Below are 26,751 nucleotides of genomic sequence, written 5' to 3' on the forward strand. Positions count from 1 at the left end.
GCCACTAAAGTAAGGGCCATGACCGAGACCCCCGCGCTCCACGACCTCTGGCCCGCTCCGTTCGCGGAGCAGGCCGTCCACGCCACCGTCACCGTGCCTGGGTCCAAATCGGTCACCAACCGCGCCCTCGTGCTCGCCGCCCTCGCCGCCGAGCCGGGCTGGGTGCGCCGCCCGCTGCGCTCGCGCGACTCCCAGCTGATGTCGGACGCCCTGCGGGCGCTCGGTGTCGGCATCGAGGAGACCGTCTCCTCCAGCTCCGCCGACGGCGGCAGCGGCGAGGCCTGGCGGATCATCCCGGCGGCCCTGCACGGTCCCGCCACCGTCGACGTCGGCAACGCGGGCACGGTCATGCGCTTCCTGCCGCCCGTCGCCACCCTGGCCGACGGCGACATCCGCTTCGACGGCGACCCCCGCTCCTACGAGCGCCCCCTCGGCCAGGTCATCACCGCGCTGCGCGCCCTCGGCGCCCGGATCGACGACGGCGGCCGGGGCGCGCTGCCCATGACCGTCCAGGGCGGCGGGGCCCTGGAGGGCGGCACGGTCGAGATCGACGCCTCCAACTCCTCGCAGTTCGTCTCGGCGCTGCTGCTGTCCGCGCCGCGCTTCAACCAGGGCGTCGAGGTCCGGCACGTGGGCGGCCGGCTGCCGTCGATGCCGCACATCCGGATGACCGTGGACATGCTGCGCGCGGCGGGCGCCCAGGTCGACACCCCCGAGGCCGGCGGCGAGAAGGACGTGTGGCGGGTGGCGCCGGGCGCGCTCCTCGGCCGCGACATGGTCGTCGAGCCGGACCTGTCCAACGCCCAGCCCTTCATGGCCGCGGCGCTGATCACCGGCGGCACGGTCACCATCCCGGACTGGCCGCTGCGCACCACGCAGCCCGGCGACGCGCTGCGCGAGATCTTCACCGCGATGGGCGGCTCCTGCGAGCTGACCGAGGCGGGCCTGGTCTTCACCGGCACCGGCAAGATCCACGGCATCGACGTGGACCTGGGCGAGGTCGGCGAGCTGACCCCGGGCATCGCGGCCGTGGCCGCGCTCGCGGACTCGGAGTCCGTCCTGCGCGGGGTCGCGCACCTGCGGCTGCACGAGACGGACCGGCTGGCGGCGCTGACCGCGGAGATCAACGGTCTCGGCGGCGACGTCACCGAGACCGAGGACGGCCTGCGCATCCGCCCGCGCAAGCTGCACGGCGGTGTGTTCCACACCTACGACGACCACCGCATGGCCACGGCCGGCGCGGTGATCGGCCTGGCCGTGCCGGGCGTGGAGATCGAGAACGTGGCGACGACCGCGAAGACCCTGCCGGACTTCCCGAAGATGTGGGCCGACATGCTCGGTCGAGCTACGCGAGGCACTACGGGAGCGGGAGCGTAGGGGCCCGGTCATGCGCAGGTACGGCAAGCACACCGACGAGGACGACATCCGCCAGCGCCCGAATCCCAAGGGCAACCGGGCCAGGACGAACATCCGGCCCAAGCACGAGGACGCCTCCGACGGCTTCGTCCTCACCGTGGACCGCGGCCGGCTGACCTGCCTGGTCGAGGACCGCAAGGTCATCGCCATGAAGGCCCGCGAACTGGGCCGCAAGGCGGCGGTGGTCGGCGACCGGGTGTCGCTCGTCGGTGACCTGTCCGGCAAGAAGGACACCCTCGCGCGGATCGTGCGGATCCAGGAGCGCAAGTCCGTCCTGCGGCGCACCGCGGATGACGACGACCCGTACGAGCGGGTGGTCGTCGCCAACGCCGACCAGCTGGCCATCGTCACGGCGCTGGCCGACCCGGAGCCGCGGCCCCGGATGATCGACCGCTGTCTGGTGGCCGCGTACGACGCCGGGCTGGAGCCGCTGCTGGTGCTCACCAAGTCCGACCTGACCTCCGCGGACAAGATCCTGGAGGTGTACTCGACCTTCGGGCTGAACTACGTGGTCACCAACCGCGAGGAGCTGGCGACGGGCGACGCGGCCGAGCGGGTGCGCGAGCGCCTGGAGGGCCGGATCACCGCCTTCGTCGGCCACTCCGGCGTCGGCAAGACGACCCTGGTGAACTCGCTGGTCGGCGAGGGCCGCCAGCGGGCCACCGGCCACGTCAACGCCGTCACCGGCCGCGGCCGGCACACCACCACCTCGGCGCTCGCCCTGCCGCTGCCCTCCGGGGACGGCTGGGTCATCGACACCCCGGGCGTGCGCTCCTTCGGCCTGCACCACGTGGACCCGTCCCGGGTGGTCCTGGCCTTCCCGGAGCTGGTGCCGGGCACGGAGGAGTGCCCGCGCGCGTGCAGCCACGACGAGCCGGACTGCGCGCTGGACCGGTGGGTGGAGGAGGGCCACGCGGACCCCGCACGGCTGTACTCGCTGCGGCGGCTGCTGCAGACCCGCGAGCGCCGCGAGGGCGACTGACCGCGGTCCGGCGCCGGGCCGTCCGGCGCCGGGTTGACCGTCCGGCGGGGTTTGCCACCTGCCATGTCTGGTAAATGCATAATCGCACCAAGTGACGCCGAGTCACCTGACGCGGGGAGGCGTACGCCATGGCGTGGCTGCTGGTCGTGGTCGCCGGGATCCTGGAGACGGGCTTCGCGGTCTGCCTCAAGCTGTCCCACGGTTTCACCCGGCTGTGGCCGACGATCGCCTTCGCGTGCTTCGCCCTCGGCAGCTTCGGGCTGCTGACCCTCGCGCTGAAGAAGCTGGACGTGGGTCCGGCGTACGCGGTGTGGACGGGCATCGGGGCGGCCGGGACGGCGATCTACGGCATGGTCTTCCTGGGCGACCTGGTCTCCACCCTCAAACTCGTCTCGATCACCCTGGTGATCCTCGGGGTCATCGGCCTCCAGCTCTCGGGTTCGGCGCACTGAGCAGCCGCAGCAGCTCCACCGCCGCCGGCTCCTGGCCGGGCTCCCCCGGTGCGACCACGTAGGACAGCGCGAGCCGCACCGCGAGCTCGCAGCGGCGGGCCGGCTCCTGCGGCAGCGCGGCCGCGGCCCGGTCGCGGGCCGCGCGGGTCAGCTCCCCCGGCCCGAGCGCCTGCCGTCCCCCGGCCGGGGGCGGCGAGGGCAGGCCCGGCCCCCAGGATCCGGTCAGCAGGGCCCGTACGAGGACCCGTGCGCGGGCCGCCCGTACGGTCCAGTCGGCGACGGCGGCGAGCCGCTCGGCGGAGCCGCGCGCGGCGGGGGCGGCCAGCGCCCGTTCCACCCCGTCGAGGTACCAGTCGGCGGCGCGGCGCACCAGGGCCCGGCCCAGGCCCGCCTTGCCGCCGAACTCGTTGTAGAGGGTCTGGCGCGACACCCCGGCGGCGGCCGCGACCTCGACCATGCGCACGGCCGGCCAGGGCCGGGCGGCCAGTGCGGCCTCGGCCGCTTGCAGCAGGGACTCACGGGCCGTCGGCATCGCCACCTCCCCGCTGGGTTCGCCGGCCGCGCTTCTCCACCAGGGTTGACGGGTCGCCAGATCCCGTCAAGGGCGCGTCCCGGCCGCACTGTGGACTCCGCCCACCGGGCCCGGCAAGTCTCGATACTGTTCGGTCATGTCCACATATGCCGATGACCTGCGCCTCGCCCTCGAACTCGCCGACGCGGCGGACGCCACCACGATGCAGCGCTTCCGCGCCCTCGACCTCCAGGTCGAGACGAAGCCGGACATGACGCCGGTGACCGAGGCCGACAAGGCCGCCGAGGAGGTCGTCCGGGCCGGCATCCAGGCCGCGCGCCCGGACGACGCGATCCTCGGCGAGGAGTACGGGCTGAAGGGCGGCGGGCCGCGCCGATGGGTCGTGGACCCGATCGACGGCACGAAGAACTACGTGCGCGGGGTGCCGGTCTGGGCGACGCTGATCTCCTTGATGGAGGAGGGCGCGGACGGGGTGTTCCGCCCGGTCGTCGGCGTGGTGTCGGCCCCGGCGCTGGGCCGCCGCTGGTGGGCCTCGGCGGGCGGCGGCGCCTTCGCGGGCGGCGCGCTGGGCGAGCCGGCCGGGCCGGTCTCGGTGTCGAAGGTGGCCTCCCTGGGCGACGCCTCGTTCGCGTACTCCTCGCTGGGCGGCTGGGAGGAGCAGGGCCGGCTCGCGGGCTTCCTGGACCTGACGCGCGCGTGCTGGCGTACGCGGGCGTACGGCGATTTCTGGCCGTACATGATGGTCGCGGAGGGCTCGCTCGACCTGTGCGCCGAGCCGGAGCTGAACCTGTGGGACATGGCCGCCGTCGCGGTCGTGGTCCAGGAGGCGGGCGGCCGGTTCACCAGCCTGGACGGGGTGGACGGGGTGGACGGCGGCAACGCGGTGGCCTCGAACGGCCTGCTGCACGACGAGATGCTGGGCTTCCTGAACCGCAAGGCCTGAACGGGAGGGGCCGCCCGGCGCGCTCGCGCGCTGTGCGTGCCCCCTTGATGACTTTCCGTGTCCGTGGGAATCTGAGCATCCCCCCGCTTGTGCGCTTGTGAACGGCTTCTCTAAGTGGAGGACCTTCACTCGCCGCACCCCACCCAGGCGGGGGCTCACCCAGGAGGTGGCTCTCTCCATGCTCGTCCGCGACGCCATGAGCACCGTGATCCTCACCCTCGGACCCGCGCACTCCCTCCGGCAGGCGGCCTGCCTGATGTCCGGCCGGCGCGTCGGCGCGGCCGTCGTCCTCGACCCCGACCACAGCGGCATCGGCATCCTGACCGAGCGCGACATCCTGAACTCGATCGGCGCCGGCCACGACCCCGACCGGGAGTCCGTGGGCGCGCACACCACGAACAACGTCGTCTTCTGCACCCCCGACGCGACCGTGCAGGAGGCCGCGGAGGCCATGGTCCACGGCGGGTTCCGGCACCTGATCGTGCTGGAGGACGGCGGCCCGGTCGGCATCGTCTCCGTCCGCGACGTGATCCGCTGCTGGGTGCCGGCCCGCCGGGCCGTGCCCGCGTAACCGGGGCAGGTACGGGAACGACAGCGGGCCGGAACCCCGGCGAAGGGGTTCCGGCCCGCCGTCCTGCTACGGCAAGCGGTCGGCGTCAGCCGCGAAGGGCCTGGACCGCGGCTTCGAGCCGCTTGCCGAAGTCGGCGTCCGCCTGGCGGAAGTTGCCGATGGCGCGCTCGACGATGTCGTCACGGGAGACCTTGGCGATGAAGCCGGACAGGTTCTCGATCAGACGCGACTTCTCGTCCTCCGAGAAGAGGCGGTAGAGGTTGCCCGCCTGGACGAAGTCGTCGTCCTCGGAGTGCGAGGGGGTGGCGTGGTTGCCGGTGCCGCCGGTGACGGGGGTGGACTCCCACAGCGGGCGGCCGGTCTGGGCGGGGCCGCCGAAGCTGTTGGGCTCGTAGTTCTTGGAGCCCTTGTGGCGGCCGTCGTACAGGTAGCCGTCGCGGGAGTTGGTGCGCGCCTCGGTGGCGTGCGGGCGGTTCACCGGGAGGTGGTCGGCGTTGATGCCGACGCGGTAGCGGTGGGCGTCGCCGTACGCGAAGAGGCGGCCCTGGAGCATCTTGTCCGGGGACGGACCGATGCCGGGGACGAAGTGCGCCGGGGAGAAGATGGACTGCTCGACCTCGGCGAAGACGTTCTCCGGGTTGCGGTTGAGCTCCAGCTTGCCGATCTCGATCGGCGGGTAGTCCTCGTGCGGCCACACCTTGGTGAGGTCGAACGGGTTGAAGCGGTACTCCGCCGCCTCGGCCGCCGGCATGATCTGGACCTGCACGGTCCAGGTCGGGAAGTCGCCGCGCTCGATGGACTCGCGCAGGTCGCGCTGGTGGGAGTCCGGGTCCTCACCGGCGAGCCGGTTGGCCTCGGCCTGGGTGAGGTTCTCGATGCCCTGGTCGGTCTTGAAGTGGTACTTGACCCAGAAGACCTCGCCGGCCTCGTTGTTCCACTGGAACGTGTGCGAGCCGTAGCCGTTCATGTGGCGGTAGGACGCCGGTATGCCGCGGTCGCCGAACAGCCAGGTCACCTGGTGGGTGGACTCGGGCGACAGGCCCCAGAAGTCCCAGACGTTGTCCGCCTCCTGCGAGCCCGTGTACGGGTCGCGCTTCTGGGTGTGGATGAAGTCGGGGAACTTGATGGCGTCCCGGATGAAGAAGACCGGGGTGTTGTTGCCGACGAGGTCGTAGTTGCCCTCTTCGGTGTAGAACTTCAGCGCCCAGCCGCGCGGGTCGCGGCGCGCGTCGGCACCGCCGAGGCTGTCCGCGACGGTGGAGAAGCGCAGGAACGTTTCGGTCTGCTTGCCGACCTCGGAGAGGAACTTGGCGCGGGTGTACTGCGTGACGTCCGCCGTCACGGTGAAGGTGCCGTAGGCGCCGGCGCCGCGGGCGTGCACCACGCGCTCCGGGATGCGCTCGCGGTTGAAGTGCGCGAGCTTCTCCAGCAGGAGCTGGTCCTGGACCAGGACCGGACCACCGACACCGGCCGTCTCGCTGTTCTGGTTGTCGGCAACCGGAGCCCCGGCCTCCGTGGTGAGCGGTCCCTGTGTCACGTGCGCCTCCTGCGTCATTCGCGCCTGTCCTGTCCTCGGCGTTTGTCGTAATCGATCCTACGATGGACTTTGTCTAAGTCAAGTAAGCATCCAAGTCCGCACCGGTTCGGGACCTGTACGGATTCCCCACTGTTAGGCTGGCCTGTATGAGTGACCTGCTGGAACGACTTCGCGGACGCGGCTGGCGCATGACCGCGCAGCGCCGCGTCGTGGCCGAGGTGCTCGACGGTGACCACGTTCACCTGACGGCAGACGAGGTGCACGCACGCGCTGTGACCAAACTGCCCGAGATCTCTCGCGCGACGGTCTACAACACCTTGGGCGAGCTCGTGTCGATCGGCGAGGTCCTCGAAGTCTCGACGGACCGGCGGGCCAAGCGGTACGACCCGAACGCCCACCGCCCCCACCACCACCTGGTCTGCGCCCAGTGCGGCGCCATCCGGGACGTCCACCCGGCGGGCGACCCGCTGGCCGACCTGCCCGACGGCGAGCGCTTCGGCTTCGTGGTCTCGGCGGTCGAGGTGACGTACCGCGGGGTGTGCCCGAACTGCGCGGGCGCCTGACGCGTCACGGAAGAAGGCCGGGAGCCTCGGGCTCCCGGCCTTCTTCGCGTTCTTCCGTTCTTCGCGTTCAGGAACGACCCGGAAACGACTCGAGGCCCGGATCCATGGGATCCGGGCCTCGGGCCTTCAGTAGCGGGGACAGGATTTGAACCTGCGACCTCTGGGTTATGAGCCCAGCGAGCTACCGAGCTGCTCCACCCCGCGTCGGTAAACACGACTCTACGGGAGGCCACCCGGCAGATGCAAATCACTTGTACGGGACCTACGCCGACAGCTCCTCCGCCAGGGCGTCGCGCAGCCGGGCGGCGCGCTCGGCCACCTCGGCCGGGCCCAGCTCCATGGCCCGGACGCACCACTTCTGCCCCTCGGTAAGGTCCCCGTGCCGGGCCGCGAGCAGCCCGAGCCGGAGGGCGGCCCGGCCGTGCCCGGCCACCGCCGCGCGGGTCCACCACAGGGCCGCCTCGGGTTCGTTGCCCTCGCGGGCCAGCAGCAGCCCCAGGTTGAAGGCGCCGTTGCGCGAGCCGGCCTCGGCCGCCTCCCGGTACCAGCGGGCGGCCACCGCGAGGTCGCCCCGGGCGGCGGCGAGCATGCCGACCCGCACCTGGGCCCGGCGGTGGCCCTGCTCGGCGGCGCGGGCGTACCACTCCTCGCTCTCCGTGCGGGCGGCGCCGCCGACGGGCTCGCCGAGGGCCACCGGCTCCGGCGGCGGGGCCAGCGACTCCAGCAGGGCGGCCAGCCGGAAGGCGGCCTCCGCGCTGCCGCCGCCCGCCGCGCAGCGCAGGTGCCGCTCGGCGGCGCGCTCCTCGCCGTCGCGCACGAGGGCGATCCCGACCTGGAGCGCCGCGTCGGTGTGCCCGGCGGCGGCGGCCCGCTCGTACCACTTCAGGGCGGAGCGGTCTTCGTCGCGGCTGGCGAAGAGGATCCCGAGGTTGAACGCGGCGTCGACGCTGCCCGCCTCCGCGGCCTTGGAGAACCACGGCTCGGCGCCGGCCGCGTCCCCGGCCTGCAGCAGCATGATGGCCAGCGCGTTGGCGGCCTCGCGGTGGCCCGCGTACGCGGCGCGGCGGTACCACTGCTCGGCCTGCGCGGTCCGCTCCTGGGCGGCGCAGAGCAGGGCGAGGTTGTAGGCGCCGTTGTGGTCGCCGGCGTCCATGGCGACCCGGTACCACTTCTCGGCGGTCTGGGTCTCGCCGCGGGCGGCGTGCAGCGCGCCGAGGGCGTTCGCGGCGTTGCCGTCGCCGTCCTGGGCCGCGCGGTGCCACCAGGCGGCCGCGCTGTCCTCGTCGCCGGCGTCGCGCAGCAGGAAGCCGAGGGCGCAGGCGGCCCGGGCCTCCCCCTGCTTGGCCGAGCTCAGGTACCAGCGGCCGGCCTCCTTCAGCTCGCCGCGCGCCTCCAGCAGGGCACCCAGGTGCAGGCCGGCGCGGCGGTGCCCGCGCGCGGCGGCCTGGCGGTACCACTGCTCGGCCTCCGCGGGGTCGCCCTTGCGCAGGTGGCGGGCGAGCCGGTACGCGGCCTCGCGGTGCCCCTGCTCGGCGGCGGCCCGGAACCAGCGCTCGATGCCCTTGTCCCCACGGTGTTCCAGCAGGTCGGCCAGCCCGTACGCGCCCAGGGCGTGCCCGGACTCGGCCGCCTGGCGCAGCCAGTACTCGGCGGCGGGCTCGTCCCCGCGCTCGCGGTAGTGGCGACCGAGGGCGTGCGCCGCGGGGGCGGATCCCGCGACGGCGGCCACCCGCCACCAGCCGGCGGCCTCGTCGGGGTAGCCGCGCTGGAGGAGCAGGACCCCGAGGTTGTTGGCGGCGGCACGGTCGCCGGCGCCGGTGGCGCCCCGGAGGTAGGGCTCGGCCCCGGCCAGGTCGCCGCGGCGCAGCAGCAGCGCGCCGAGCACGCTCATGGCGCCGGGGTCGCCCTTGTCGGCGGCCACGCGGTGGCGGGCCTCCAGCTCGGCGTCGGTGGCGCCCTCGGCGTCCCCGAAGGCTTCTGCCGCGCTGTGCTTGTCCAAGAAATCCGCATCGGTCAGCGCGGTCTGCGCGTTAACAGTCGGAGCGGCCTCGCCCGTTCCCGCGCCCGACTCGGCCTCCGCCCTCACAAACCGCCCTGTCTCCAGCAGAGTTGACCTGTCCCCCATAAATCCCATCGTCGCATCACCTGCTACCCGCGTACACCTGGTATGTCGCAGCCAGTGAGGTCACTACAGCGTTTTGTCGACATGCCCACAGAGAGACAAGTCAAACACGCTCGCCCCCCAACTCACCCGCCCCAGTGACCCCGTGTCTCACAACAGCACCTTTTCGGTGCTCCGGGCATGACGAAGGCCCGGATCCCATTGGATCCGGGCCTTCGTCTTCAGTAGCGGGGACAGGATTTGAACCTGCGACCTCTGGGTTATGAGCCCAGCGAGCTACCGAGCTGCTCCACCCCGCGTCGGTGAAACAACAGTACCACGACGCGGGACGGAACCATTACGCGGTTTCCTCGCCGCCTAGCCTCCCGGCTTGGGCGCCGTCAGCTTCGCCTCCGCGTCGATCGCCCGCTTCAGCGCCGCCTGCAGGTCGTTCTGCGCCTTGCCGTACGCGGCCCAGTCACCCGCCTTCATCGCCTTGTCGGCCTCCTCGACCGCCTTCTGGGCGTCGGCGAGGGCCGCCTTGACCGTCGGGTCCTGCGCGGTCGGCGGGGTGTTCGGGTTCGTCGGCGTGGTCGGGTTCGTCGGCGTGGTCGGCGGCACCGGCGTGGTCGGGGCCTCGGCCCCGAAGACCACGTTCAGCGCCTTCTCCAGGGTGTCCTCGAAGGCCGTCTGGCCGCCGTAGGTCACCAGCACCTTGCGCAGCAGCGGGTACTTCAGTCCGGAGCTGCGCACGTACACCGGCTCCACGTAGAGCATTCCGCCGTCCATCGGGACCGCGAGCAGGTTGCCGTACTCGATCTCCGAGTCGCCGCCGCGCAGCAGCCGGATCGACTCGGCGATCTTCGGTTCCGACTGGAACTTGCTCTGGACCTGGCCGGGGCCGTCCGGCGGCTTGCTCGTCGGCATCTTCAGGATTCGGATCTTGCCGTAGTCCGGGGTCCCCGGATCGGCGTTCACCGCCATGAAGGCGCTCAGGTTGGGCCGCTCGTTCGGCGTGAAGGTCGTCGTGAGCGAGAAGACCTGGTCCTTCTCCGGCTGGCCCGGCATCTTCATCGACAGGTAGTACGGCGGGACCGCCGTGCCGGCCTTGGTCGTCGGGTCGTCCGGGACGGCCCAGGCCTCACTGCCGCTGAGGAAGGTCTGCGGGTCCGTGACGTGGTACCGGGTCAGCAGCTCGCGCTGGACCTTGAAGAGGTCCTGCGGGTAGCGCATGTGGTCCATGAGCGGCTTGGAGATCTCGCTCTTGGGCTTCACGGTGCCCGGGAACGCCTTCATCCAGGTCTTCAGGACCGGGTCCTTCGTGTCCCACTGGTACAGGTCGACCGTGCCGTCGTACGCGTCGACGGTGGCCTTGACCGAGTTGCGGATGTAGTTGACCTGGTTCTCCTGGGCGACCACCGCGCGCTGGCTGTTGGTCAGCGAGTCCGCGGTGCTCTGGCCCAGCGTGGTGCGCGAGGCGTACGGGTAGCCGTTGGTCGTCGTGTAGGCGTCGACGATCCACTTGATCCGGCCGTCGACGACGGCCGGGTACGGGGCGCCGTCGATGGTCAGCCAGGGCGCGACGGCCTCGACGCGGTCCTTGGGGGTGCGGTTGTACAGGATCCGCGAGCCGTCGCCGATGGCGCCGGAGTAGAGGATCTGCGGCTCGCTGAAGGCGAGCGCGTACGCGGCGCGGTTGACCGGGTTGTCCAGGTTGACCCCGGAGTTGCCCTTGTAGCTGGTCTCCTTCTCGCCCTTGTCGTCCGAGTAGTCGAGCTCCTTCTGCGGGCCGCCGACGATCGAGTACTGCTTCGTCTGCTCGCCGTAGTAGATGCGCTGCTCGAAGTCCGTGCCGAACATGCCCTTGGAGGGCAGGTCCGACTGCGTGAAGTCCGGGGCGCCGTCCTTGACGGTGGTGCCCTTGGCCGCGACCACGCCGTAGCCGTGCGTGTACTTGAAGTGGTCGTTGATCCAGTTGTTCTTCGGGATGCCGCCGATGTTCAGCTCGCGCAGCCCGATGACCGTGTCCTGGCCGGCGTACCGGTCGACCGCCAGCGTGGACGGGAAGCCGTAGTAGCCCTTGACCTGCTGGAGCTGCTGGAAGGCCGGCGAGACGATGTTCGGGTCGAGCAGGCGCAGGCTGGCCGTGGTGTCGGCCACGGACCGCAGCTTGGTGCGGTCCTCGGTCTGCGGGACGCCCGGGTAGTCCTTCACGTCGGCCCCGTCGATGCCGTAGGCGTCGCGCGTGGCCTTGATGTTCTTCTCGACGTACGGCGATTCCTTGGCCTGCTCGTTCGGCTGGACCTGGAACTTCTGGACGATCGCCGGGTACAGCCCGCCGATCAGGATCGCCGAGAGGACCATCAGGCCGAAGCCGATGACCGGCAGCTGCCAGGTGCGCCGCCACAGGGTGGCGAAGAACAGCACCGCGCAGATCGCCGCGATGGCGACGAGGATCGTCTTCGCCGGCAGGTAGGCGTTGGCGTCGACGTAGCGCAGGCCGGTCCAGTTGTCGGCGGCCTTGAAGTCACTGGACTTCACGGCGAGGCCGTACCGGTCGAGCCAGTACGCGACGGCCTTGAAGGTGACGAACAGGCCGAGCAGCACCGACAGGTGCCCGGTCGCCGCGGCGGTGGCCCGGGCACCCGGGCTGGTCACGCGCAGGCCGCCGTACAGGTAGTGCACGACGACGGCGGCGATCACGGAGAGCACGACGGCCGCGAACCCGAAGCCGAGGAGGAAGCGGTACCAGGGCAGGTCGAAGGTGTAGAACGACACGTCCAGGTGGAACTGGGGGTCCTTCTTCCCGAAGGGCACCCCGTTCACGTACATCAGCCAGGTCTTCCACTGGCCGGCCGCTGAGGCGCCCGCGATCAGACCGACGATCGCCGCGATGGCCAGGAGCAGCCACTTCTTGTACGGGGCGACGCTCATCCGGTAGCGGTCGAGGCTCTGCTGCTCCATCGACATCGCGCTGAGCGGCGGCCGCAGCCGGTACGCCAGCCAGATGTTCAGCCCGACCGCACCGGCCATCAGCAGGCCGAAGACGGCGAAGAGGCCGATCTTGGTCCACAGGGTGGTGGTGAAGACGGAGGAGTACTTGACGGAGCGGAACCAGAGCCAGTCCGTCCAGAACCCGGCGAACATGATGAACGCCATGGCCAGGACGGCAAGGACGCCCAATGTCGTCAGAAGAGTCCGGGCGCGCCGGGAGGGGCGGCCGACTCTCATCCGTGGCCCGGAGGGGCCTCCGCCGCGGTCCGGCATCTGGAAAGCCAAGGTGCGCACCTCGAAAGTCGCTGTGTCTGGTCCTGGGCCCACGATCGTAGGGCCCACCCATGCAACTTACTGAGGCTTTAGTCAGTTCCCGGTATCGGGGGGAAAGGAGGCAGGATGTTGTCCATGTCCAACCTTTCGCCCTCCCCCGGCACCCCTATGGCGGCCAGTCCGCTGACCCGCGCCGTCCTCGAGATCGACGAGTACGCCTCCACCCTCGGCTGGGACAAGCCGGCCCGCCTCTTCGCCCTGGTCGACACGGCCCGGCTGCGCCGGCAGGAGCCCCGGCTCGCCGGACAGCTCGGCCTGGACCAGGACGACGCCGGCAAGAGCCAGCTCACCCCGATCGAGCAGGACGAGGTGCCGGCCGGGACCCCGCTGGACAAGTTCCTGGGCACCATCGCCTGGCCCGATGCGGTCGTCGGCTGCGCCCTGACGGTGGAGCGGCTGATGCTGCCGCCGTCCGCGGAGGCCTCCGTGCCGGAGGGGCTGAACGACAAGCAGCTGGCCAAGTGGGTCGCCGGCCACCCCGAGCGGCAGGAGGTGCGCCTCACGGTGGGCGTCCTGCGCGACGGCTCGCGCGAGTCGGCCGTACGCCTGCGGGACAAGGACTCCTCCAGCGAGGTGCTGACAGGCGCGGGCCTGGTGCCGGGCCTGGCCGACGCGCTGGCGGCGACCTTCTCCTAGGCCGGGGAGGGGGGCGCGGTCAGGACGCGGTGCACTTCGGCAGTCCGGCCGTGTCCCCCTTGCCGATCTTCTCCAGTGCCTTGGCGGCGTCCCCGATGGTGGCGACCTTCACCAGGGTCAGGCCGTCGGGGGTGTGCTGGGCCGCCGACGCGCAGTTCTCGGCCGGGGTCAGGAAGTACTCGGCCCCGGCCTTGCGGGCGCCGATGGTCTTCATCTGGATGCCGCCGATGGGGCCGACCTTGCCCTCGTCGTCGATGGTGCCGGTGCCCGCGATGAACTTGCCGCCCGTGAGGTTCTCGGGGGTGAGCTTGTCGACGATGCCGAGGGCGAACATCAGGCCGGCGCTCGGGCCGCCGACGTCGGCGAGCTTGATGTCGATCGGGAACGGGAAGGTGTGGTCGGTCCCGGCCCGGATGCCGACGATGGCGTGGCCGTCGTCCTCCGCCTTGCCCGCGGTGATGGTGACCTTCGCACTGCCGGTGGGCTCGCGGTTCGCCTTCTCGGCCTCGGCCGCCTCGGCGGCGGGCACGATGGTGAACTCGACGGGCTCGCCGGGCTTGTGCTTGGTCACGAGCTTGGCGACGTCCCCGGGGACGGTGACGGGGGTGCCGTCCACCGCCTTGACCACGTCCCCGGCGTGCAGCCGGCCCTCGGAGGGGCTGCCCTTGACGACGGTGGAGACGACGACGCGGGCGGTGACCGGGATGCCGAGCTGCTTGAGGGCGGCCACCTTGGCGCTCTCCTGCGACTGGCTGAACTCCTCGGCGTTCTCCTGCGTCGATTCCTTGTCCGTCTTGCCGTTCGGGTAGAGGTTCTCGTGCGGTACGACGATGTTGTCGCCGGCCACCCAGCCGTAGACCGCTTCCAGCAGGTTCATGTCGTAGTCGGCGCCGGTGACGCGGACCGTGGTCATGTTGAGGTGGCCGCTGGTCGGGTACGTCTGGTGCCCCGAGATGCTCAGCACCGGCTCACCGCGCGAGTCGCCCAGCGTGTTCACGGTCGGGCCCGGGCTCATCTCGGAGTACGGGACCTTGATGAAGACGCCCGCGCAGAGCAGCGCGAACAGCACGAGGAAGGAAGCGAGCATCGTCGCGGTGCGGCGTGGCATGGATCGACAGTACGGGACGGCCCGACCGGGCGGCCCGTGGGGCCGGTCCGTACGGGGCGCGCGGGCGGAACTCTCACCGGATTCTCAGCCGGGTCCTGGTCGGAGCCCTTCGGGCACGTTCCCGAGGGTGCGGGCGGGGGGGAGGGGGCTCTCGGAACGGTTCCCGGGACGCGTCAGACGGCGTCGGAACCGGAGTGCGCCTTGTCGTCCGTCCTCGCCCGGTCGGCCCGGTCCATGGCCTCGCGGAACCTGGCGTAGCCGGCCAGCTCGGATATGTCGCCCTGCGTGCGGTCGCGGGCCGCCCAGCTGCCCCATATCGCCGCCCCGATCGCGGCGAACAGCGGAATCAGCAACCACACCAGTGATGCCATGAACGTGCCTCCCTGCCCCGAAAGTGCGTGTCGTTGGTGGCTTCAACGCTCGTGCCCGGAGGGGGGTTACGCAAATCGAGGGCGTGTTGCGCGGCCGAACGGGGGTGAGGCTACCGCCCGCCCGTGAGGCCCCCGCGCCCGGCCCCCGCCCACCTGCGTCAGCAGGCGCCGACCCACTCCTCGGTGCCGTCCGAGAAGGTCTGGTGCTTCCAGATGGGTACCTCGTGCTTGAGGTCGTCGATCAGCATCCGGCAGGCCTCGAAGGCCTCGCCGCGGTGCGGGCAGGAGACGGCGACGATCACGGCCAGGTCGCCCACGGCGAGGTCGCCGACGCGGTGCACGGCGGCCAGCGCGCGGACCGGGTACTTCGCCACGACGCGGTCCGCGACGCGGCGCATCTCGGCCTCCGCCGTCGGGTGGCAGGAGTAGCCGAGCGAGTCGACGTCGGCTCCGCTGTCGTGGTTGCGCACCGTCCCGACGAAGAGGGTGGTGCCTCCGGTGGCGTCGTCGCCGACGGCCTTGAAGACCTCGTCGATGGAGAGCGGGGTCTCACGGATCTCGAGCAGCCGGATGGGGTCCTGAGCGGCCTGCTCGCCGGGGTGGTCGAAGTGCGGTGCCATGTTCTCATCGTGCCCTAGCCGCCGACCCGGTGGAATAGCCGTTTCGCCCGGGGCGCGGCGCGTCGGTTGGGAGCCTCCTACAGGAGACCGGCCCCGCCCCGGACCGGGCCGGTCCGGGGCCGTGTCCCGCAGGTCAGAGCCCGCGGCGGCGGCGGGCGCGGCGTACGGCGGCGGCCGCGCCGAGCAGGGCGACCGTCGCGCCGGCGGCGCCGGCGGCCGTGGCGGCGTCCTTGCGGCCGAGGCGGCGTCCGGCGACGGTGTGCCGGCCCGCGACCTCCTGGAGCAGCTCGGCCAGCACCTCCTCGTTGGTCCAGCGCGGCCGCCAGCCGGCCGCGTGCAGCCCGCTGACGCTGACCACCCACGGGTGCATGGTGTACGCGAGGTCCCCGGCCGGGGACGGGGTCAGGCCGATCCGGTGGAGCCGGGCCGCGGCGCCGAGCGCGACGGCGGAGGGCAGCTCCATGCGGCGGATCCCGCTGAGCTCCTCGACCTCCTCCTGCTCCAGCCAGCCCTCGCAGCCGACGGCGAGCTCGCCCTCGGCCTTCTCCAGGGCGGCGTACTCCAGGGCGCTGACCAGGTCCTCCACGTGGCAGAACTGCCAGGTGGGCCGGGATCCGGCGACGACGAGCAGGCGCGGGGACTCGAAGTAGCGGGTCAGGGCGGTGTCCGTGCCGCCGACCAGGACCGCGGGGCGGACGACGGTCACGTTCAGGCCGGGGTGGGCGCGGGGGGCGCGGCGGCCCAGCCGCTCGATCTCCAGCAGGTCGCCGACGCCGGTGGCCTCGGCGGTCGCGCGCAGCTCGGAGTCCTCCGAGAGCGGGATGTCGTTGTCCGGCAGGGCCCCGTAGACCATCGCCGAGGTGCACAGCACGACCCGGTGCACGCCGGCCGCCGCGGCGGCGGTCAGGACGGTCTGGGTGCCGCGCACGTTGTAGGCGGTGCGGGCCGCCGGGTCCGTCTCCAGGTCGAGGTCCAGCGCGAGGTGGACGACGACGTCCGCGCCGCGCAGCTTCTCGGCGATGGCGGGGTCCCGGACGTCCAGGACGTGCCACTGGGCGGCGGCGCAGTCCCCGCGCCGCTCGTCGATGGCCACGACCTGCTTGACCTCGTCGGATTCGACGAGGCGGCTCACCAGGGCGGCGCCGACCCCCGACGCGGCGCCGGTCACCGCGATCACGGGGCTCCGTCGGCGCGGACCGGCCTGGTTTCGCGGCTGGCGAACGCCGGGGGCGCTGTCGTCGTGCTCGGGGCGGTTTTCGGCGTCGTGCGGCGCGCGAGCCTGCGGATCTGGGGAACTCACCGGGCGTCTCCAGCGGTTGTCTTCAGTGGGGACGCGCTGTGACGCGTACCCACCAGGTGATGTCCATCCTGCCGCAGCCCAGGACCCGGCGGAGCACCGAGCCCGGAAGCGGGAGTGGTGTCTAGGCTGGGTGGTGTTGTCGGACCATCGCCCGTCGGCACCCGCCGGCGGCCCTACGAGCCGAGGAAACCCGTGAGCGACACCCCATTTGGATTCGGCCTTCCGCCGGAGGAGCCGGAGGACGGCGACAAAGGCAAGAAGGGCGGCCAGGGAGGTCCCGCCAACCCCTTCGGGTTCGGCCCGGGCGGCCTCCCCGGCGGCTTCCCCGGCGGTGCGGAGAATCCGTTCGCCGCGATGTTCGGCTCGATGAACCCGAACGACCTCGGTGCCGCCTTCCAGCAGCTCGGCCAGATGCTGAGCTACGAGGGCGGTCCCGTGAACTGGGACATGGCCAAGGACATCGCCCGCCAGACCGTCGCGCAGGGCACCGCGGACGGGGTCAAGGACGCGAGCGTCGGCGTCGCGGAGAAGTCCGCGGTCGAGGAGGCCGTGCGCCTGGCCGACCTGTGGCTCGACGGCGTGACCTCCCTGCCGTCGGGTGCGAACGCGGCCGTCGCGTGGAGCCGCGCCGAGTGGGTCGAGGAGACCCTGCCGGTGTGGAAGGAGCTCGTGGACCCGGTCGCCGAGCGCGTGGGCGCGGCCATGGGCGGCGTGCTGCCCGAGGAGATGCAGGCCATGGCGGGCCCGCTGCTCGGGATGATGCGCTCCATGGGCGGGGCCATGTTCGGCCAGCAGATCGGCCAGGCCGTGGGCACGCTCGCGGGCGAGGTCGTCGGCTCGACGGACATCGGGCTGCCGCTGGGGCCGGCCGGGCGGGCGGCGCTGCTGCCGCTGAACATCGAGGCCTTCGGCAAGGACCTGAGCGTCCCCTCGGACGAGGTGCGGCTGTACCTGGCGCTGCGCGAGGCGGCGCACGCCCGTCTCTTCGCGCACGTGCCGTGGCTGCGCTCGCACCTGTTCGGTGCGGTCGAGGGCTACGCGCGGGGCATCAAGGTGGACACGTCGAAGCTGGAGGACGTGGTCGGCCAGCTCGACCCGTCGAACCCGGAGCAGCTCCAGGAGGCGCTGCAGGGCGGCATGTTCCAGCCGCAGGACACCCCTGAGCAGAAGGCCGCCCTGGCCCGCCTGGAGACGGCGCTCGCGCTGGTCGAGGGATGGGTGGACGCGGTCGTGCACGAGGCGGCGAAGCCCCGTCTGACCTCGGCGGACGCGATGCGCGAGACCATGCGCCGGCGGCGTGCCTCGGGCGGTCCGGCGGAGCAGACCTTCGCGACGCTGATCGGACTGGAGCTGCGTCCGCGGCGGCTGCGGGACGCCTCGCGGCTGTGGGCCTCGCTCACCGACGCGCGCGGCGTGGACGGCCGCGACGGGCTGTGGGAGCACCCGGACATGCTGCCGACGGCTTCCGACCTGGACGACCCGGACGGGTTCGTGCACCGCGAGCAGCTGGACTTCTCGGAGATCGACAAGATGCTCGGCGAGGCCGCCCAGCAGCGTGACGAAGAGGGCGACGACAAGAAGTGAACCTGTACGACGACGCGGTCCGGGTCCTGAAGGAGTTCGAGGGTCCGGACGCGGAGCAGGACGCGCTGCGCGGGGTCTACCTGGACCACCTGGCCGCCCACCCGGACGGGATGTACAAGCCCTGCACGGCCGGGCACGTCACGGGCAGCGCGCTGGTGATCGACCCGGCCGGCGGCCGGGTGCTGCTGACCCTGCACAAGAAGCTCGGCATGTGGCTCCAGATGGGCGGGCACTGCGAGCCCGGCGACACCACCCTCGCGGGGGCGGCGATGCGCGAGGCCGTCGAGGAGTCGGGCATCGCCGCGGGGCTGACCCTGGTGGAGGGCGGGCCGGTGCGCCTGGACCGGCATCCGATCCCCGCGCCGTGCAACTGGCACCTGGACGTGCAGTACGCGGTGCTGGCCCCGGCCGGTGTGGAGGCGGAGATCAGCGACGAGTCCCTGGACCTGCGCTGGTTCCCGTACGCGGAGGTGGCGGCGGTCGCCGACACCTCGGTGGTGCGGCTGCTGGAGGCCACCCGGGCGCGGCTGGGCGTGTGAGCTGAGGTGACGGGGAAGGGGCGGACCCGTGCGGGTCCGCCCCTTCCCCGTGTTCCGGGCCGGTTCTGCGGTGCCTCAGTTCCAGGCGTTGTTCTGGTTCTGGGCGTGCGCGCCGTGCTGGCCCATGCCGTACTGGGCGGCGACGCCCTGGCCGAGCTGGGCGTTCTGCGGGGGCAGCACCTCGCTGGGCTGCACCAGGGCGAACCCGGTGCCGAGGAAGCTGAGCTCCCAGCCCTCGCCGGTGTTGCCGCGGCGCCGCCACACGCCGGTGGAGTGCGTCTGGGCCTGCATCTGCACGCGCAGCGAGGTGGACCAGGCGACGATGGCGTCGGCGTCGGCGTTGACGTACTTGTCGGGGGTGACCTGCATCATCAGCGGCTGGCCGGAGGTCATGAGGGCGACCTTGCCGCGGCCGGAGATGTTGAGCTGGTACTTGCCGGAGCCGGAGATCCCGTACTGGCTGTCGACGGCGATGACCTCGGTGTGCAGGGTGGAGTCCATGGCGAGGACGTAGCCGCTGTCGACGGTGAGGCCGTCGTGGTCCACGTCGACGACGTGGACGTACTGGGCGAGGTTGGCGAAGTAGACGGTGCCCTGGCCGGAGCAGCGCATCAGGTCGAGGCCCTCGCCGGTGCGGCGGCGGGCGCCCCGCTGGTTGCTGCTCTGGTACTCGCCGTCGAAGTCGACGATGCCCTGGTAGGCGACCATCGAGCCCTTGCGGGCGAGGATGTCGTCGGAGCCGTTCAGGGTGACCCTCAGGAGCTGGGGGTTCTGGACGGTGTAGCGGTCCTGGGACTGCTGCTCGGCGTGGCCGAAAAGTGAGCTCTGCATGGTGTGTCCGCTCCCCCTCAGCCCCGGGTCCGGAGCCGGTCGGTGCTGTCCTCGCTGGGCTGTACGACGACGATGCCCTGGCCGGAGAAGGCCATCTGGTAGGCCTCCCCGCTGCCCCGGCCGATCATCGACGAGGCCTTGAAGCTGCGCTTCCCCTTGACCTTGAGGTTGGGGGACCAGGCGACGAGCGCGTCCGGGTCGACGTACGTCTCGTCGTCGCCGCGGCCGCAGTCGACCACGATCGGGGTGCCGCGGGAGGTGATGGCGACCCAGCCGGTGCCGGCGACCTGGACGTTGAACAGGCCCTGGCCGGCGAACTTCGCCATGCCCTTGACCCGCTCGACGCCCCACTGGAGGTGGGCGTCGAAGGCGAGGAGGTTGGTGCCGTTGACGGAGAGGGCGTCGTTGTCGAGGTTGATGCAGACGACGTCCGCGCCGTAGTCGGCGAGGTAGAGCAGGCCGTCGCCGGTGCACTTCATCAGGGGCGCGCCCTCGCCGGTCAGCCACTGGGAGGCCATCTGGCGGACGGCGGGCGGGTTGGGCTCGTACTGGACGAAGCCCTCGTAGGCGACCATCGAGCCGGTGCGGGCGAAGAGGTCCTGGCCGCTCTGCATGGCGACCTTGAGCATGGCGCGGCCGTGGTTCTCCATGCGGGCCGTGACGGGGGTCGGGGCGTAGCCCGCGAGCTGCTGGTTCATGGCGTTCATGGCGTTCATGTGGGGCTCCCTCAGACCTCGTACGGCTGGACGACGATGAAGTTGCCGGGGGCGCCGCGGAACTGGAGGTTCACGGTCTCCCCGCTGTGGCCCGGGTAGGCGTTGCGGCGCAGCCGGACCTGGCTGGAAATGATCACCTGTGAGGCGGCCGACCAGGCGACGATGGCGTTGCTGTCGGCGAAGGTGGTGGGGGTGACCGGCAGGACGACGGGCACGCCGTGCGTCTTGACGATGACCGTGCCGGAGCCCTGGAACAGCATCGTGAACAGGGCGCCGCCGGGGATGCCGTGGCCTTCGATGCGGCGGACCTCGTGCTGGAGGGACTCGTCGAAGGCGAGGACGCTCTCGGCGGAGACGCAGATGCCGTCGCCCTGGAGCTCGATGGCGTGCAGGTGGGCGCCGTTCTCGGCGAGGAAGACCTGGCCGCGGCCGGTGCAGCGCATCAGCTGCATCTCCTGGCCGGTGGCGTTGCCGACGATGCGGCCGGCGAAGCCTGCGCCCTTGTAGCTGAAGTCGACCTTGCCCTGGTAGAGGACCATGCTGCCCTGGCGGGCGAGGACGGCCTGACCGCCCATCGACAGGTCGACCCGCATGAGCTGCTGGTTCTGCGGGGTCCAGCGGGCGCCGGTGGGGGCCTCCTTGTACGGCTGGAGTGCCAGGGCGAGGCCGGCGCCGGGCGCGGCGGCCTGCGGGGCCTGGCCGTAGGGGGCCTGGGGCTGCTGGCCGTACGGGGGCTGCTGGCCGTAGGGGGCCTGCGGGGCGGGCGCCTGGCCGGGGACCTGGCCGTACGAGGGCCCCGGCTGCTGGCCGTAGGGCGCGGGGGCCGGGCCCGGCGGCGGCACCTGGGCGCCGTAGGACTGCTGGGGCTGCTGCGGCTGCTGGCCGTACGAGGGCGGGCCGGGCTGCTGCGGCGGGTGGGGCGGCTGGCCGTACGGGGCCGGGGGCGTGCCGATCGGGCCGACCATGGTCGGGGCCGAGTGCACGGGCGCGGGCGCCGGGGGCTGCGGGGCCGGGGGCTGCTGCTGAGGCTGCTGCGGCGGCGGGGCGTACGGCGCCGGGGCGGGCGTGGGAGCGGGCGACTGCTGCTGGACCGGGGCGCCGAAGGACGGGGCCGGGGCGGCGGCCTGCGGGGGCGGCGCGAACGAGGGGGCGGCGGCCTGCGGCTGGGCCGGGGCCTGCGGCTCGGGCTGCGGCTCGTCCTCGGCCACCTCGCCGCCGAAGTGCTCCAGCAGCGCGGCGAGGCCGCCGTCGAAGCCCTGGCCGACGGCGGCGAAGCGCCACACGTCCTTGCGGTAGAAGTCGCCGATCATCAGGGCGCGTTCGGTGCTGAACTCGGATCCGGTGAAGGAGTACCGGACGACTTCCTCGCCGCCGGCCACGATCCGGATGTAGCCCGGGCCGATCTGCGACATCTGGCCGGCGCCGTCGAGGGTGGCGCTGAAGGACAGCTTGTGGATGGAGGCGGGAACCTGGTCGAGGGTCACCCGGAAGGACTCGGTGTCCCCGGCCTGCGGGCCGAGCTGCTGGATGGACTCCTCGGGCGACTTCGGCTGGTTGTAGAAGACGAAGTAGCGGTCGTCCGACAGGCGCTCGTCGGCGTCGAGGCCGAAGCAGCTGATGTCGAAGGCGAGCCCGGGCCCGGCGATCTGGACGCCCACGTACAGATCGGTGCCCGCCGTCAGATCACTGATCCTGGCCTTGTGGCCGCGTTGGAATTCCCTGGCCATGTGTCCGACCGTCCCCCATCCCGACTTCGTCTGCTCGATATGTGCCGCTCAGGCTAACGGCTCCGGCCGACATCCGGCCAAGCCGGTACCGACCCGTTTCCGGCTCGGCCGCGGCCCGGCTCCGAACCCGGCTCCGAACCCGGCTCCGAACCGGGTCCGGCCCGGTGCGCGTCCGCCGTCCGTGACGGAGGGTCACTCCTCGCGGGCGGCCGGGACCCGGGGCATGCGCTCCGCCGCGGCCACTCCCTCGAGGAACCCGCGGGCGCGCTCGGTCTTCGGGTAGGCCTCCAGCAGCTCCCAGAAGCGGGGGCCGTGGCCGGGCACCAGGAGGTGCGCCAGCTCGTGGAGCAGCACGTAGTCGACGACGTACTCCGGCATCCCCTGGATGCGGTGGGACAGCCGGATGCTGCCCTCCGCGGGGGTGCAGGAGCCCCACCGGGTGTTCTGGTTGGTGACCCAGCGGACCGAGAGCGGACGCGCGCGGCCGCCGAGGTACTGCTCGGACAGACGCTCGGCGCGCGCGATCAGTTCCGCGTCGCCGAGGGTGCGCTTGCTCTCCTGGGCGGCGAGCTTGTCGAGCATGACGCCCACCCAGCGGCGCTCCTCGGCCTCGGACATCCGGGCGGGGATCAGGACGACGGTCCGCTCGCCCTCGCGGTAGGCGGACACGGTCCTGCGGCGGCGCGCGCTCCGGCGTACTTCGACGGCGCGCTGTGGCGGGTCGGCGGCTGGCACGCATCGACGGTACCCGGTAGCCGTGGCGGAAATCCCGCGCGTCCGGGGTTCGGAACGTGATCGGTTCACGGGGAAGCCTCAAACACGCCCATTCCTCATCCGATATGACCAATACCCCTTGCCTGTGGACGAATCTCCGCGCCCGGTCCGGCGGCCGGGCATGGTGGCACAGACGCGGAGATCCGCGGGGACGGCCCGGACGGGCCGGGACGGGGAGGCAGTGGTGTATCCGAAGGTGAAGCCCGCGCTGGCGCGGGCGTGGCGGGACCTGCAGACGGTCCAGTTCGGCGTGACGCCCGCCCACGCGGTGGTGCTCGGACCGCTGGACACGGCGACGGGGTCGCTGATCGACCGGATCGACGGGACGCGGGGCATGGAGCTGCTGCGGGCCGAGGGCGCCGGGATGGGACTGCCGGAGGGGCAGGTGGACGGGCTGGTCCGGCACCTCGCCGGGGCCGGGCTGCTCGACGACCTCACCGCCGGGGGGCCGCGGGCGCAGGCCGTGCGGCGGAGGCCGGAGGTGCTGGAGCGGCTGGGGCCCGACCTGGGCTCGCTCTCGCTGGTGCACCGGGAGCCGGGCGGTGACCTGCGGGGGGTCGCGGCGCGCAGGGCGTTACGGGTCCAGGTGCGCGGGAGCGGCCGGGTGGGGGCGGTGATCGCCGCCGTGCTGGCGGGGGCCGGGGTCGGCCGGGTCGATGTGCTCGACGGGGGCCGGGTGGAGGCCGCCGACGTGGCTCCGGGCGGGCTGGATCCGGGGAGCGTGGGCCGGCCGCGGGCCGAGGCGGCGGGGGCGCTGGTGCGGGCGGCGGCGCCGGGGCGGGCTCCGGGTGCGGGCGATCCCGGGGGGCCGGGGCCGGAGCCGGCGCTGGTGGTGCTCGCGCCCCGGGACGGCCTCCAGGCATGGGCCCCCGATCCGGCGACGGCCGCCGACTGGGTGGCGGCGGGCACCCCGCACCTGTACGCGGGGGTGCTGGAGGGGACGGGGCTGGTCGGGCCCCTGGTGCTGCCCGGGTCCACGGCCTGCGCGGGGTGCATGGAGCGCGACCGCGTCGACCGGGACCCGGCCTGGCCCCGGATGCTGGTCCAGTGGCGCTCGGCGCACCGCCGGCGCGGGGCGGGGGCCTGCGACCTGGGGCTGTCCACGGCGGTGGCCGGCCTGGCCGCGGCGCACGCCCTGGCCTTCCTCGACGGGCAGCTGCCCGCTTCGACGGCCGCCCGGTGGGAGGCCGCGCTGCCCGGCCTGCACTGGCAGCGCACCGCGCTGCGCCCGCATCCGGACTGCCCCTGTGCGGCCGCGGACCCGGGGGCGGTGGGCGGATCCGGGGCTGTGGCCGCCCCGGGAACGGCGGACGATCCCGCGGCGGATCCGGCGGCGGATCCGGCGGCGGATCCGGCGGTGCGGTCGTGAGCCGCCGGACTCCCGCCGGAGCGGGGGCGGGTGCCCCGGTCCGGCGGGTCGGGGGGCCATGGCAGGATGCGACGGGGGCCGAGCCGCGCCCCGAACCGCCGCTCGCGGCGCAGCAGTCCGGAAACTGGAGGGGCTCATGTCCGATCTTCCCCGGAAGGCGGTCACGCGCACCGTCAAGCTGGCCGCGCTCCCGCTCGGCATCGCGGGCCGGGCCACCTGGGGGCTGGGCAAGCGGATCGGCGGGAAGTCGGCCGAGATCGTGGCCCGCGAGCTCCAGCAGCGCACCGCCGAGCAGTTGTTCCGCACGCTCGGGGAGCTGAAGGGCGGCGCGATGAAGTTCGGGCAGGCCCTCTCGGTGTTCGAGTCGGCGCTTCCCGAGGAGGTCGCCGGCCCCTACCGGGCGGCATTGACGAAGCTTCAGGAGGCGGCCCCGCCGCTGCCGGCGGCGCGGGTGCACGAGGTGCTGGCGGAGCGGCTGGGCGAGGACTGGCGGGAACTGTTCGAGGAGTTCGAGGACAAGCCGGCCGCGGCCGCCTCGATCGGGCAGGTGCACCGGGCGGTGTGGCACGACGGGCGGCAGGTGGCGGTCAAGGTCCAGTACCCGGGGGCCGGGGAGGCGCTGCTGTCGGACCTCAAGCAGCTGGGCCGGTTCGCGGGCCTGCTGGGGCCGCTGGTCCCGGGCATGGACCTCAAGCCGCTGATCACCGAACTGCGCGACCGGGTCGCGGAGGAGCTGGACTACGAGCTGGAGGCCGAGGCGCAGCGCACCCACGCCGACGCCTTCGACGCCGACGAGGACGTGGTCGTCCCGGACGTCGTGCACCAGTGTGACCAGGTGCTGGTGACCGAGTGGCTGGAGGGCACCCCGCTCTCCGAGGTGATCGCCGACGGGACGCGGGAGGAGCGCGACCGTGCCGGACAGCTGCTGGCCCGGTTCCTCTTCTCCGGGCCCGCGCGGACGGGGCTGCTGCACGCCGATCCGCACCCGGGCAACTTCCGGCTGGTGTCGGGGGCGGACGGCCGGATGCGGCTGGGCGTCCTGGACTTCGGCACGGTGGACCGGCTGCCGGGCGGCTGGCCCAAGCCCATCGGCCGGTCGCTGCGGATGACCCTGGAGGGGGACGCCGAGGGGGTCTACGGGCACCTGTGCGCCGAGGGGTTCGTCAGGCAGAGCATCGAACTCGACCCGGACGCGGTGCTGGACTACCTCAAGCCCATCATCGAGCCCGCAGAGGCCGACGAGTTCACCTTCACCCGGCCGTGGCTGCGCGGGCAGGCGGCGCGGATCGCCGATCCCCGCTCCCCCGCGCACCAGTTGGGGCGGCAGATCAACCTGCCGCCGTCCTACCTGCTGATCCACCGGGTGACGCTGAGCACCATCGGCGTGCTGTGCCAGCTGGGCGCGACGGTGCGACTGCGGGACGAACTGGAGTCCTGGCTGCCGGGGTTCCTGCCCGAGGACTGAGCCGGGCGGGCGTCACCACCAGGAGGAGTCGAGCCGGCCCTCGATCGCCCGGAGGTTGGCGCGCGCGCAGTCGACGCAGAAGTACTCTCTGGTCCCGTTCTCCACCGAACACGTCCAGGTGGGCGGCGGCGGGCCGCCTTCCGGGGGGCGGGCTCCGCAGCGCGCGCAGACGACGGGCTGGGCCTCGGGCCCCGGCGGGGTGGGGTGGGGGGTCGGCTGGTCCACCACCAGACGATATCCCCGCCGGCCCGTGCGGGGCCCCGCAACGCACCGGGGGGACCGGTCCGTTCGGACCGGTCCCCCCGGGTGCTGCCGTCGCCCGCTGTGTTCAGCCGGCTCCGGCGGTGTTCAAGTGGCTTTCAAGTCGCTTCCGAGCGGCTTCCGTGCCCTGTCGGGCCGGTCGCGTGCTCAGTTCATGACGGCCATGGCCAGCGCGCGCCGGGCGCGCATGGAGACGCGCTCGGCCTTTCGCTGCATGCGCCGCGCGGCGACCAGGCGCAGGGCGTGACGCTCGGCGTCCACCTCGCGCATGCGGTCGTCCATATGGGCACGGGCCAGGGCTTCTGGGATGAGTTGCATTTCGCGGGTCCTGTTCTGACGCGAGGTGATCGCGCCTGCGGTGATGAAGTCTGCGGTGGCGGAGCCGTGCGGCTGCTCGCTCGTGGTGGCGTGGGGGGACATGGGGGCCTGCTTCAAGGGGTCGTGCGTGAGGGGGCGGTCGATGGTTCCGATGGCGGTCATGCCGCTGCAACCGGGTTCTTGCGCGGACGGCCGCGGGGCCGCTTGCGGGCCACGACCACGCCCTGGACGAAGAGCTCTCCGCCCCAGACGCCCCAGGGCTCGCGGCGCTCCTTGGCGCCGGCGAGGCAGGCCTCGACCAGCGGGCAGGTGCCGCAGAGGGACTTGGCGTACTCGACGTCCGCCGGGGACTCGGCGAAGAAGACCTCGGGGTCGAAGGTCCGGCACGGTACGGGGACGCCGAGGTTCTCGATGGCGTCGTCGAGCGCGGTGAGCGCGGTGAGGGGGGTCAAGGCGTGGTCCTCCGGGACTGCGGGCGGGGAGATCGTTTGGGTCTGCGGTACGGACGGGGCGTGCGCTTCGAGTTGCACGGTGTTTTCTTCCTCGTCTTGTTCGGCTAGTCGTTCCGGCCGGTCGGCCGGGTGGCGGCTGTGGTACCTGGTCTTGCCAGTCCCGAGGCCCCTTCGCTCCGCCGTCCCCGGTCGGGGACAAACAGAAGGGCCGCGGATCCCGGGTGGGGTTCCGCGGCCCTGAAGGCGCCGGCCTGAT

The 26,751-nt window shown here is 72.6% G+C and carries 26 protein-coding genes and 2 tRNA genes; 11 read left to right on the top strand and 17 right to left on the bottom strand.

What is annotated here, in order from left to right:
* Window positions 1–18: 18 nt before the first annotated feature.
* The 3 genes from aroA to ACQKM2_RS16745 all read left to right on the top strand — a co-directional run bounded on the left by aroA (window position 19) and on the right by ACQKM2_RS16745 (window position 2,850).
* Window positions 19–1,377, top strand: a complete 1,359-nt coding sequence (gene aroA, locus ACQKM2_RS16735; protein ID WP_427710381.1) for a 3-phosphoshikimate 1-carboxyvinyltransferase — start codon at window positions 19–21, stop codon at window positions 1,375–1,377.
* 10 nt (window positions 1,378–1,387) lie between these two features.
* On the top strand, window positions 1,388–2,398 hold the full coding sequence (gene rsgA / locus ACQKM2_RS16740; RefSeq protein ID WP_427710382.1) for a ribosome small subunit-dependent GTPase A: 1,011 nt from the start codon (window positions 1,388–1,390) through the stop codon (window positions 2,396–2,398).
* Window positions 2,399–2,526: 128 nt separating this feature from the next.
* Window positions 2,527–2,850, top strand: coding sequence for a DMT family transporter (locus ACQKM2_RS16745; RefSeq protein WP_007266432.1), 324 nt, complete (start codon window positions 2,527–2,529; stop codon window positions 2,848–2,850).
* On the opposite strand, the gene ACQKM2_RS16750 is transcribed toward ACQKM2_RS16745, so the two are convergent.
* Entirely contained in the window at window positions 2,816–3,382 is a 567-nt protein-coding gene (locus ACQKM2_RS16750; protein ID WP_427710385.1) for a TetR/AcrR family transcriptional regulator, read from the bottom strand. The two genes, ACQKM2_RS16745 and ACQKM2_RS16750, sit on opposite strands and share 35 nt — an antisense overlap.
* Before the next feature lie 136 nt (window positions 3,383–3,518).
* Between ACQKM2_RS16750 and hisN the strand changes: the two genes are divergently transcribed.
* Entirely contained in the window at window positions 3,519–4,325 is an 807-nt protein-coding gene (hisN, locus tag ACQKM2_RS16755) for a histidinol-phosphatase (RefSeq protein WP_427710387.1), read from the top strand.
* Between the two features lie 178 nt (window positions 4,326–4,503).
* Window positions 4,504–4,896, top strand: a complete 393-nt coding sequence (locus tag ACQKM2_RS16760) for a CBS domain-containing protein (protein ID WP_427710389.1) — start codon at window positions 4,504–4,506, stop codon at window positions 4,894–4,896.
* 85 nt (window positions 4,897–4,981) lie between these two features.
* On the opposite strand, the gene ACQKM2_RS16765 is transcribed toward ACQKM2_RS16760, so the two are convergent.
* On the bottom strand, window positions 4,982–6,451 hold the full coding sequence (locus ACQKM2_RS16765; protein WP_427710391.1) for a catalase: 1,470 nt from the start codon (window positions 6,449–6,451) through the stop codon (window positions 4,982–4,984).
* Between the two features lie 128 nt (window positions 6,452–6,579).
* Between ACQKM2_RS16765 and ACQKM2_RS16770 the strand changes: the two genes are divergently transcribed.
* The gene (locus tag ACQKM2_RS16770) at window positions 6,580–6,996 is read left to right on the top strand and encodes a Fur family transcriptional regulator (RefSeq protein WP_007266427.1); all 417 of its coding nucleotides are present in this window, start codon (window positions 6,580–6,582) and stop codon (window positions 6,994–6,996) included.
* 130 nt (window positions 6,997–7,126) lie between these two features.
* On the opposite strand, the gene ACQKM2_RS16775 is transcribed toward ACQKM2_RS16770, so the two are convergent.
* From ACQKM2_RS16775 to ACQKM2_RS16790, 4 genes are all read right to left on the bottom strand, one after another.
* Window positions 7,127–7,200, bottom strand: a tRNA-Met gene (locus tag ACQKM2_RS16775).
* A gap of 58 nt (window positions 7,201–7,258) precedes the next feature.
* Entirely contained in the window at window positions 7,259–9,130 is a 1,872-nt protein-coding gene (locus ACQKM2_RS16780) for a tetratricopeptide repeat protein (protein ID WP_427710393.1), read from the bottom strand.
* A 213-nt stretch (window positions 9,131–9,343) separates the two neighbouring features.
* Window positions 9,344–9,417 (bottom strand) — tRNA-Met (locus tag ACQKM2_RS16785).
* A 58-nt stretch (window positions 9,418–9,475) separates the two neighbouring features.
* A complete protein-coding gene (locus ACQKM2_RS16790; RefSeq protein ID WP_427710492.1) occupies window positions 9,476–12,364 on the bottom strand; it encodes a UPF0182 family protein in 2,889 nt (962 codons plus the stop codon).
* 126 nt (window positions 12,365–12,490) lie between these two features.
* On the opposite strand from ACQKM2_RS16790, the gene ACQKM2_RS16795 reads away from it, so the two are divergent.
* Window positions 12,491–13,060, top strand: a complete 570-nt coding sequence (locus ACQKM2_RS16795) for a PPA1309 family protein (protein WP_427710395.1) — start codon at window positions 12,491–12,493, stop codon at window positions 13,058–13,060.
* A 19-nt stretch (window positions 13,061–13,079) separates the two neighbouring features.
* Here the strand turns inward: ACQKM2_RS16795 and ACQKM2_RS16800 are convergent, their stop codons facing one another.
* From ACQKM2_RS16800 to ACQKM2_RS16815, 4 genes are all read right to left on the bottom strand, one after another.
* Window positions 13,080–14,168, bottom strand: a complete 1,089-nt coding sequence (locus ACQKM2_RS16800) for a YlbL family protein (RefSeq protein WP_427710397.1) — start codon at window positions 14,166–14,168, stop codon at window positions 13,080–13,082.
* 173 nt (window positions 14,169–14,341) lie between these two features.
* Window positions 14,342–14,539 carry a hypothetical protein gene (locus ACQKM2_RS16805; protein WP_427710399.1) on the bottom strand — a complete coding sequence of 66 codons (198 nt, stop codon included), beginning with the start codon at window positions 14,537–14,539 and terminating at the stop codon, window positions 14,342–14,344.
* Between the two features lie 158 nt (window positions 14,540–14,697).
* On the bottom strand, window positions 14,698–15,159 hold the full coding sequence (locus ACQKM2_RS16810) for a molybdenum cofactor biosynthesis protein MoaE (RefSeq protein WP_427710401.1): 462 nt from the start codon (window positions 15,157–15,159) through the stop codon (window positions 14,698–14,700).
* A gap of 133 nt (window positions 15,160–15,292) precedes the next feature.
* Window positions 15,293–16,459 carry an SDR family oxidoreductase gene (locus ACQKM2_RS16815; RefSeq protein WP_427710403.1) on the bottom strand — a complete coding sequence of 389 codons (1,167 nt, stop codon included), beginning with the start codon at window positions 16,457–16,459 and terminating at the stop codon, window positions 15,293–15,295.
* 192 nt (window positions 16,460–16,651) lie between these two features.
* Here ACQKM2_RS16815 and ACQKM2_RS16820 point away from each other — a divergent pair, with 192 nt between their 5' ends.
* The gene (locus tag ACQKM2_RS16820; RefSeq protein ID WP_427710405.1) at window positions 16,652–18,043 is read left to right on the top strand and encodes a zinc-dependent metalloprotease; all 1,392 of its coding nucleotides are present in this window, start codon (window positions 16,652–16,654) and stop codon (window positions 18,041–18,043) included.
* Entirely contained in the window at window positions 18,040–18,582 is a 543-nt protein-coding gene (locus tag ACQKM2_RS16825) for an NUDIX hydrolase (RefSeq protein WP_427710407.1), read from the top strand. The genes ACQKM2_RS16820 and ACQKM2_RS16825 overlap by 4 nt, the downstream gene beginning before the upstream one ends.
* A gap of 75 nt (window positions 18,583–18,657) precedes the next feature.
* On the opposite strand, the gene ACQKM2_RS16830 is transcribed toward ACQKM2_RS16825, so the two are convergent.
* The 4 genes from ACQKM2_RS16830 to ACQKM2_RS16845 form a co-directional block, all read right to left on the bottom strand.
* Complete coding sequence (locus ACQKM2_RS16830; RefSeq protein WP_385767797.1) at window positions 18,658–19,413, bottom strand: AIM24 family protein; 756 nt, start codon at window positions 19,411–19,413, stop codon at window positions 18,658–18,660.
* 17 nt (window positions 19,414–19,430) lie between these two features.
* The gene (locus ACQKM2_RS16835; protein ID WP_007266415.1) at window positions 19,431–20,111 is read right to left on the bottom strand and encodes an AIM24 family protein; all 681 of its coding nucleotides are present in this window, start codon (window positions 20,109–20,111) and stop codon (window positions 19,431–19,433) included.
* A gap of 29 nt (window positions 20,112–20,140) precedes the next feature.
* Complete coding sequence (locus tag ACQKM2_RS16840) at window positions 20,141–21,856, bottom strand: TerD family protein (RefSeq protein ID WP_427710409.1); 1,716 nt, start codon at window positions 21,854–21,856, stop codon at window positions 20,141–20,143.
* A gap of 192 nt (window positions 21,857–22,048) precedes the next feature.
* A complete protein-coding gene (locus tag ACQKM2_RS16845; RefSeq protein WP_427710411.1) occupies window positions 22,049–22,591 on the bottom strand; it encodes a M48 family metallopeptidase in 543 nt (180 codons plus the stop codon).
* A gap of 223 nt (window positions 22,592–22,814) precedes the next feature.
* On the opposite strand from ACQKM2_RS16845, the gene ACQKM2_RS16850 reads away from it, so the two are divergent.
* The gene (locus ACQKM2_RS16850; RefSeq protein ID WP_427710413.1) at window positions 22,815–23,999 is read left to right on the top strand and encodes a ThiF family adenylyltransferase; all 1,185 of its coding nucleotides are present in this window, start codon (window positions 22,815–22,817) and stop codon (window positions 23,997–23,999) included.
* Window positions 24,000–24,135: 136 nt separating this feature from the next.
* Window positions 24,136–25,464: an ABC1 kinase family protein gene (locus tag ACQKM2_RS16855; protein WP_427710415.1), complete on the top strand. Its 1,329-nt coding sequence runs from the start codon at window positions 24,136–24,138 to the stop codon at window positions 25,462–25,464.
* Between the two features lie 12 nt (window positions 25,465–25,476).
* Here the strand turns inward: ACQKM2_RS16855 and ACQKM2_RS16860 are convergent, their stop codons facing one another.
* The 3 genes from ACQKM2_RS16860 to ACQKM2_RS16870 form a co-directional block, all read right to left on the bottom strand.
* Window positions 25,477–25,689 carry a hypothetical protein gene (locus tag ACQKM2_RS16860; RefSeq protein ID WP_427710417.1) on the bottom strand — a complete coding sequence of 71 codons (213 nt, stop codon included), beginning with the start codon at window positions 25,687–25,689 and terminating at the stop codon, window positions 25,477–25,479.
* A gap of 183 nt (window positions 25,690–25,872) precedes the next feature.
* On the bottom strand, window positions 25,873–26,205 hold the full coding sequence (locus ACQKM2_RS16865) for a hypothetical protein (protein ID WP_427710419.1): 333 nt from the start codon (window positions 26,203–26,205) through the stop codon (window positions 25,873–25,875).
* Window positions 26,202–26,573, bottom strand: coding sequence for a WhiB family transcriptional regulator (locus tag ACQKM2_RS16870; protein WP_007266407.1), 372 nt, complete (start codon window positions 26,571–26,573; stop codon window positions 26,202–26,204). Before ACQKM2_RS16870 ends, ACQKM2_RS16865 begins: the two co-directional genes overlap by 4 nt.
* Window positions 26,574–26,751 lie beyond the last annotated feature (178 nt).

This window comes from Streptomyces sp. NPDC004126, assembly GCF_050275515.1.
GTDB lineage: Bacteria > Actinomycetota > Actinomycetes > Streptomycetales > Streptomycetaceae > Streptomyces.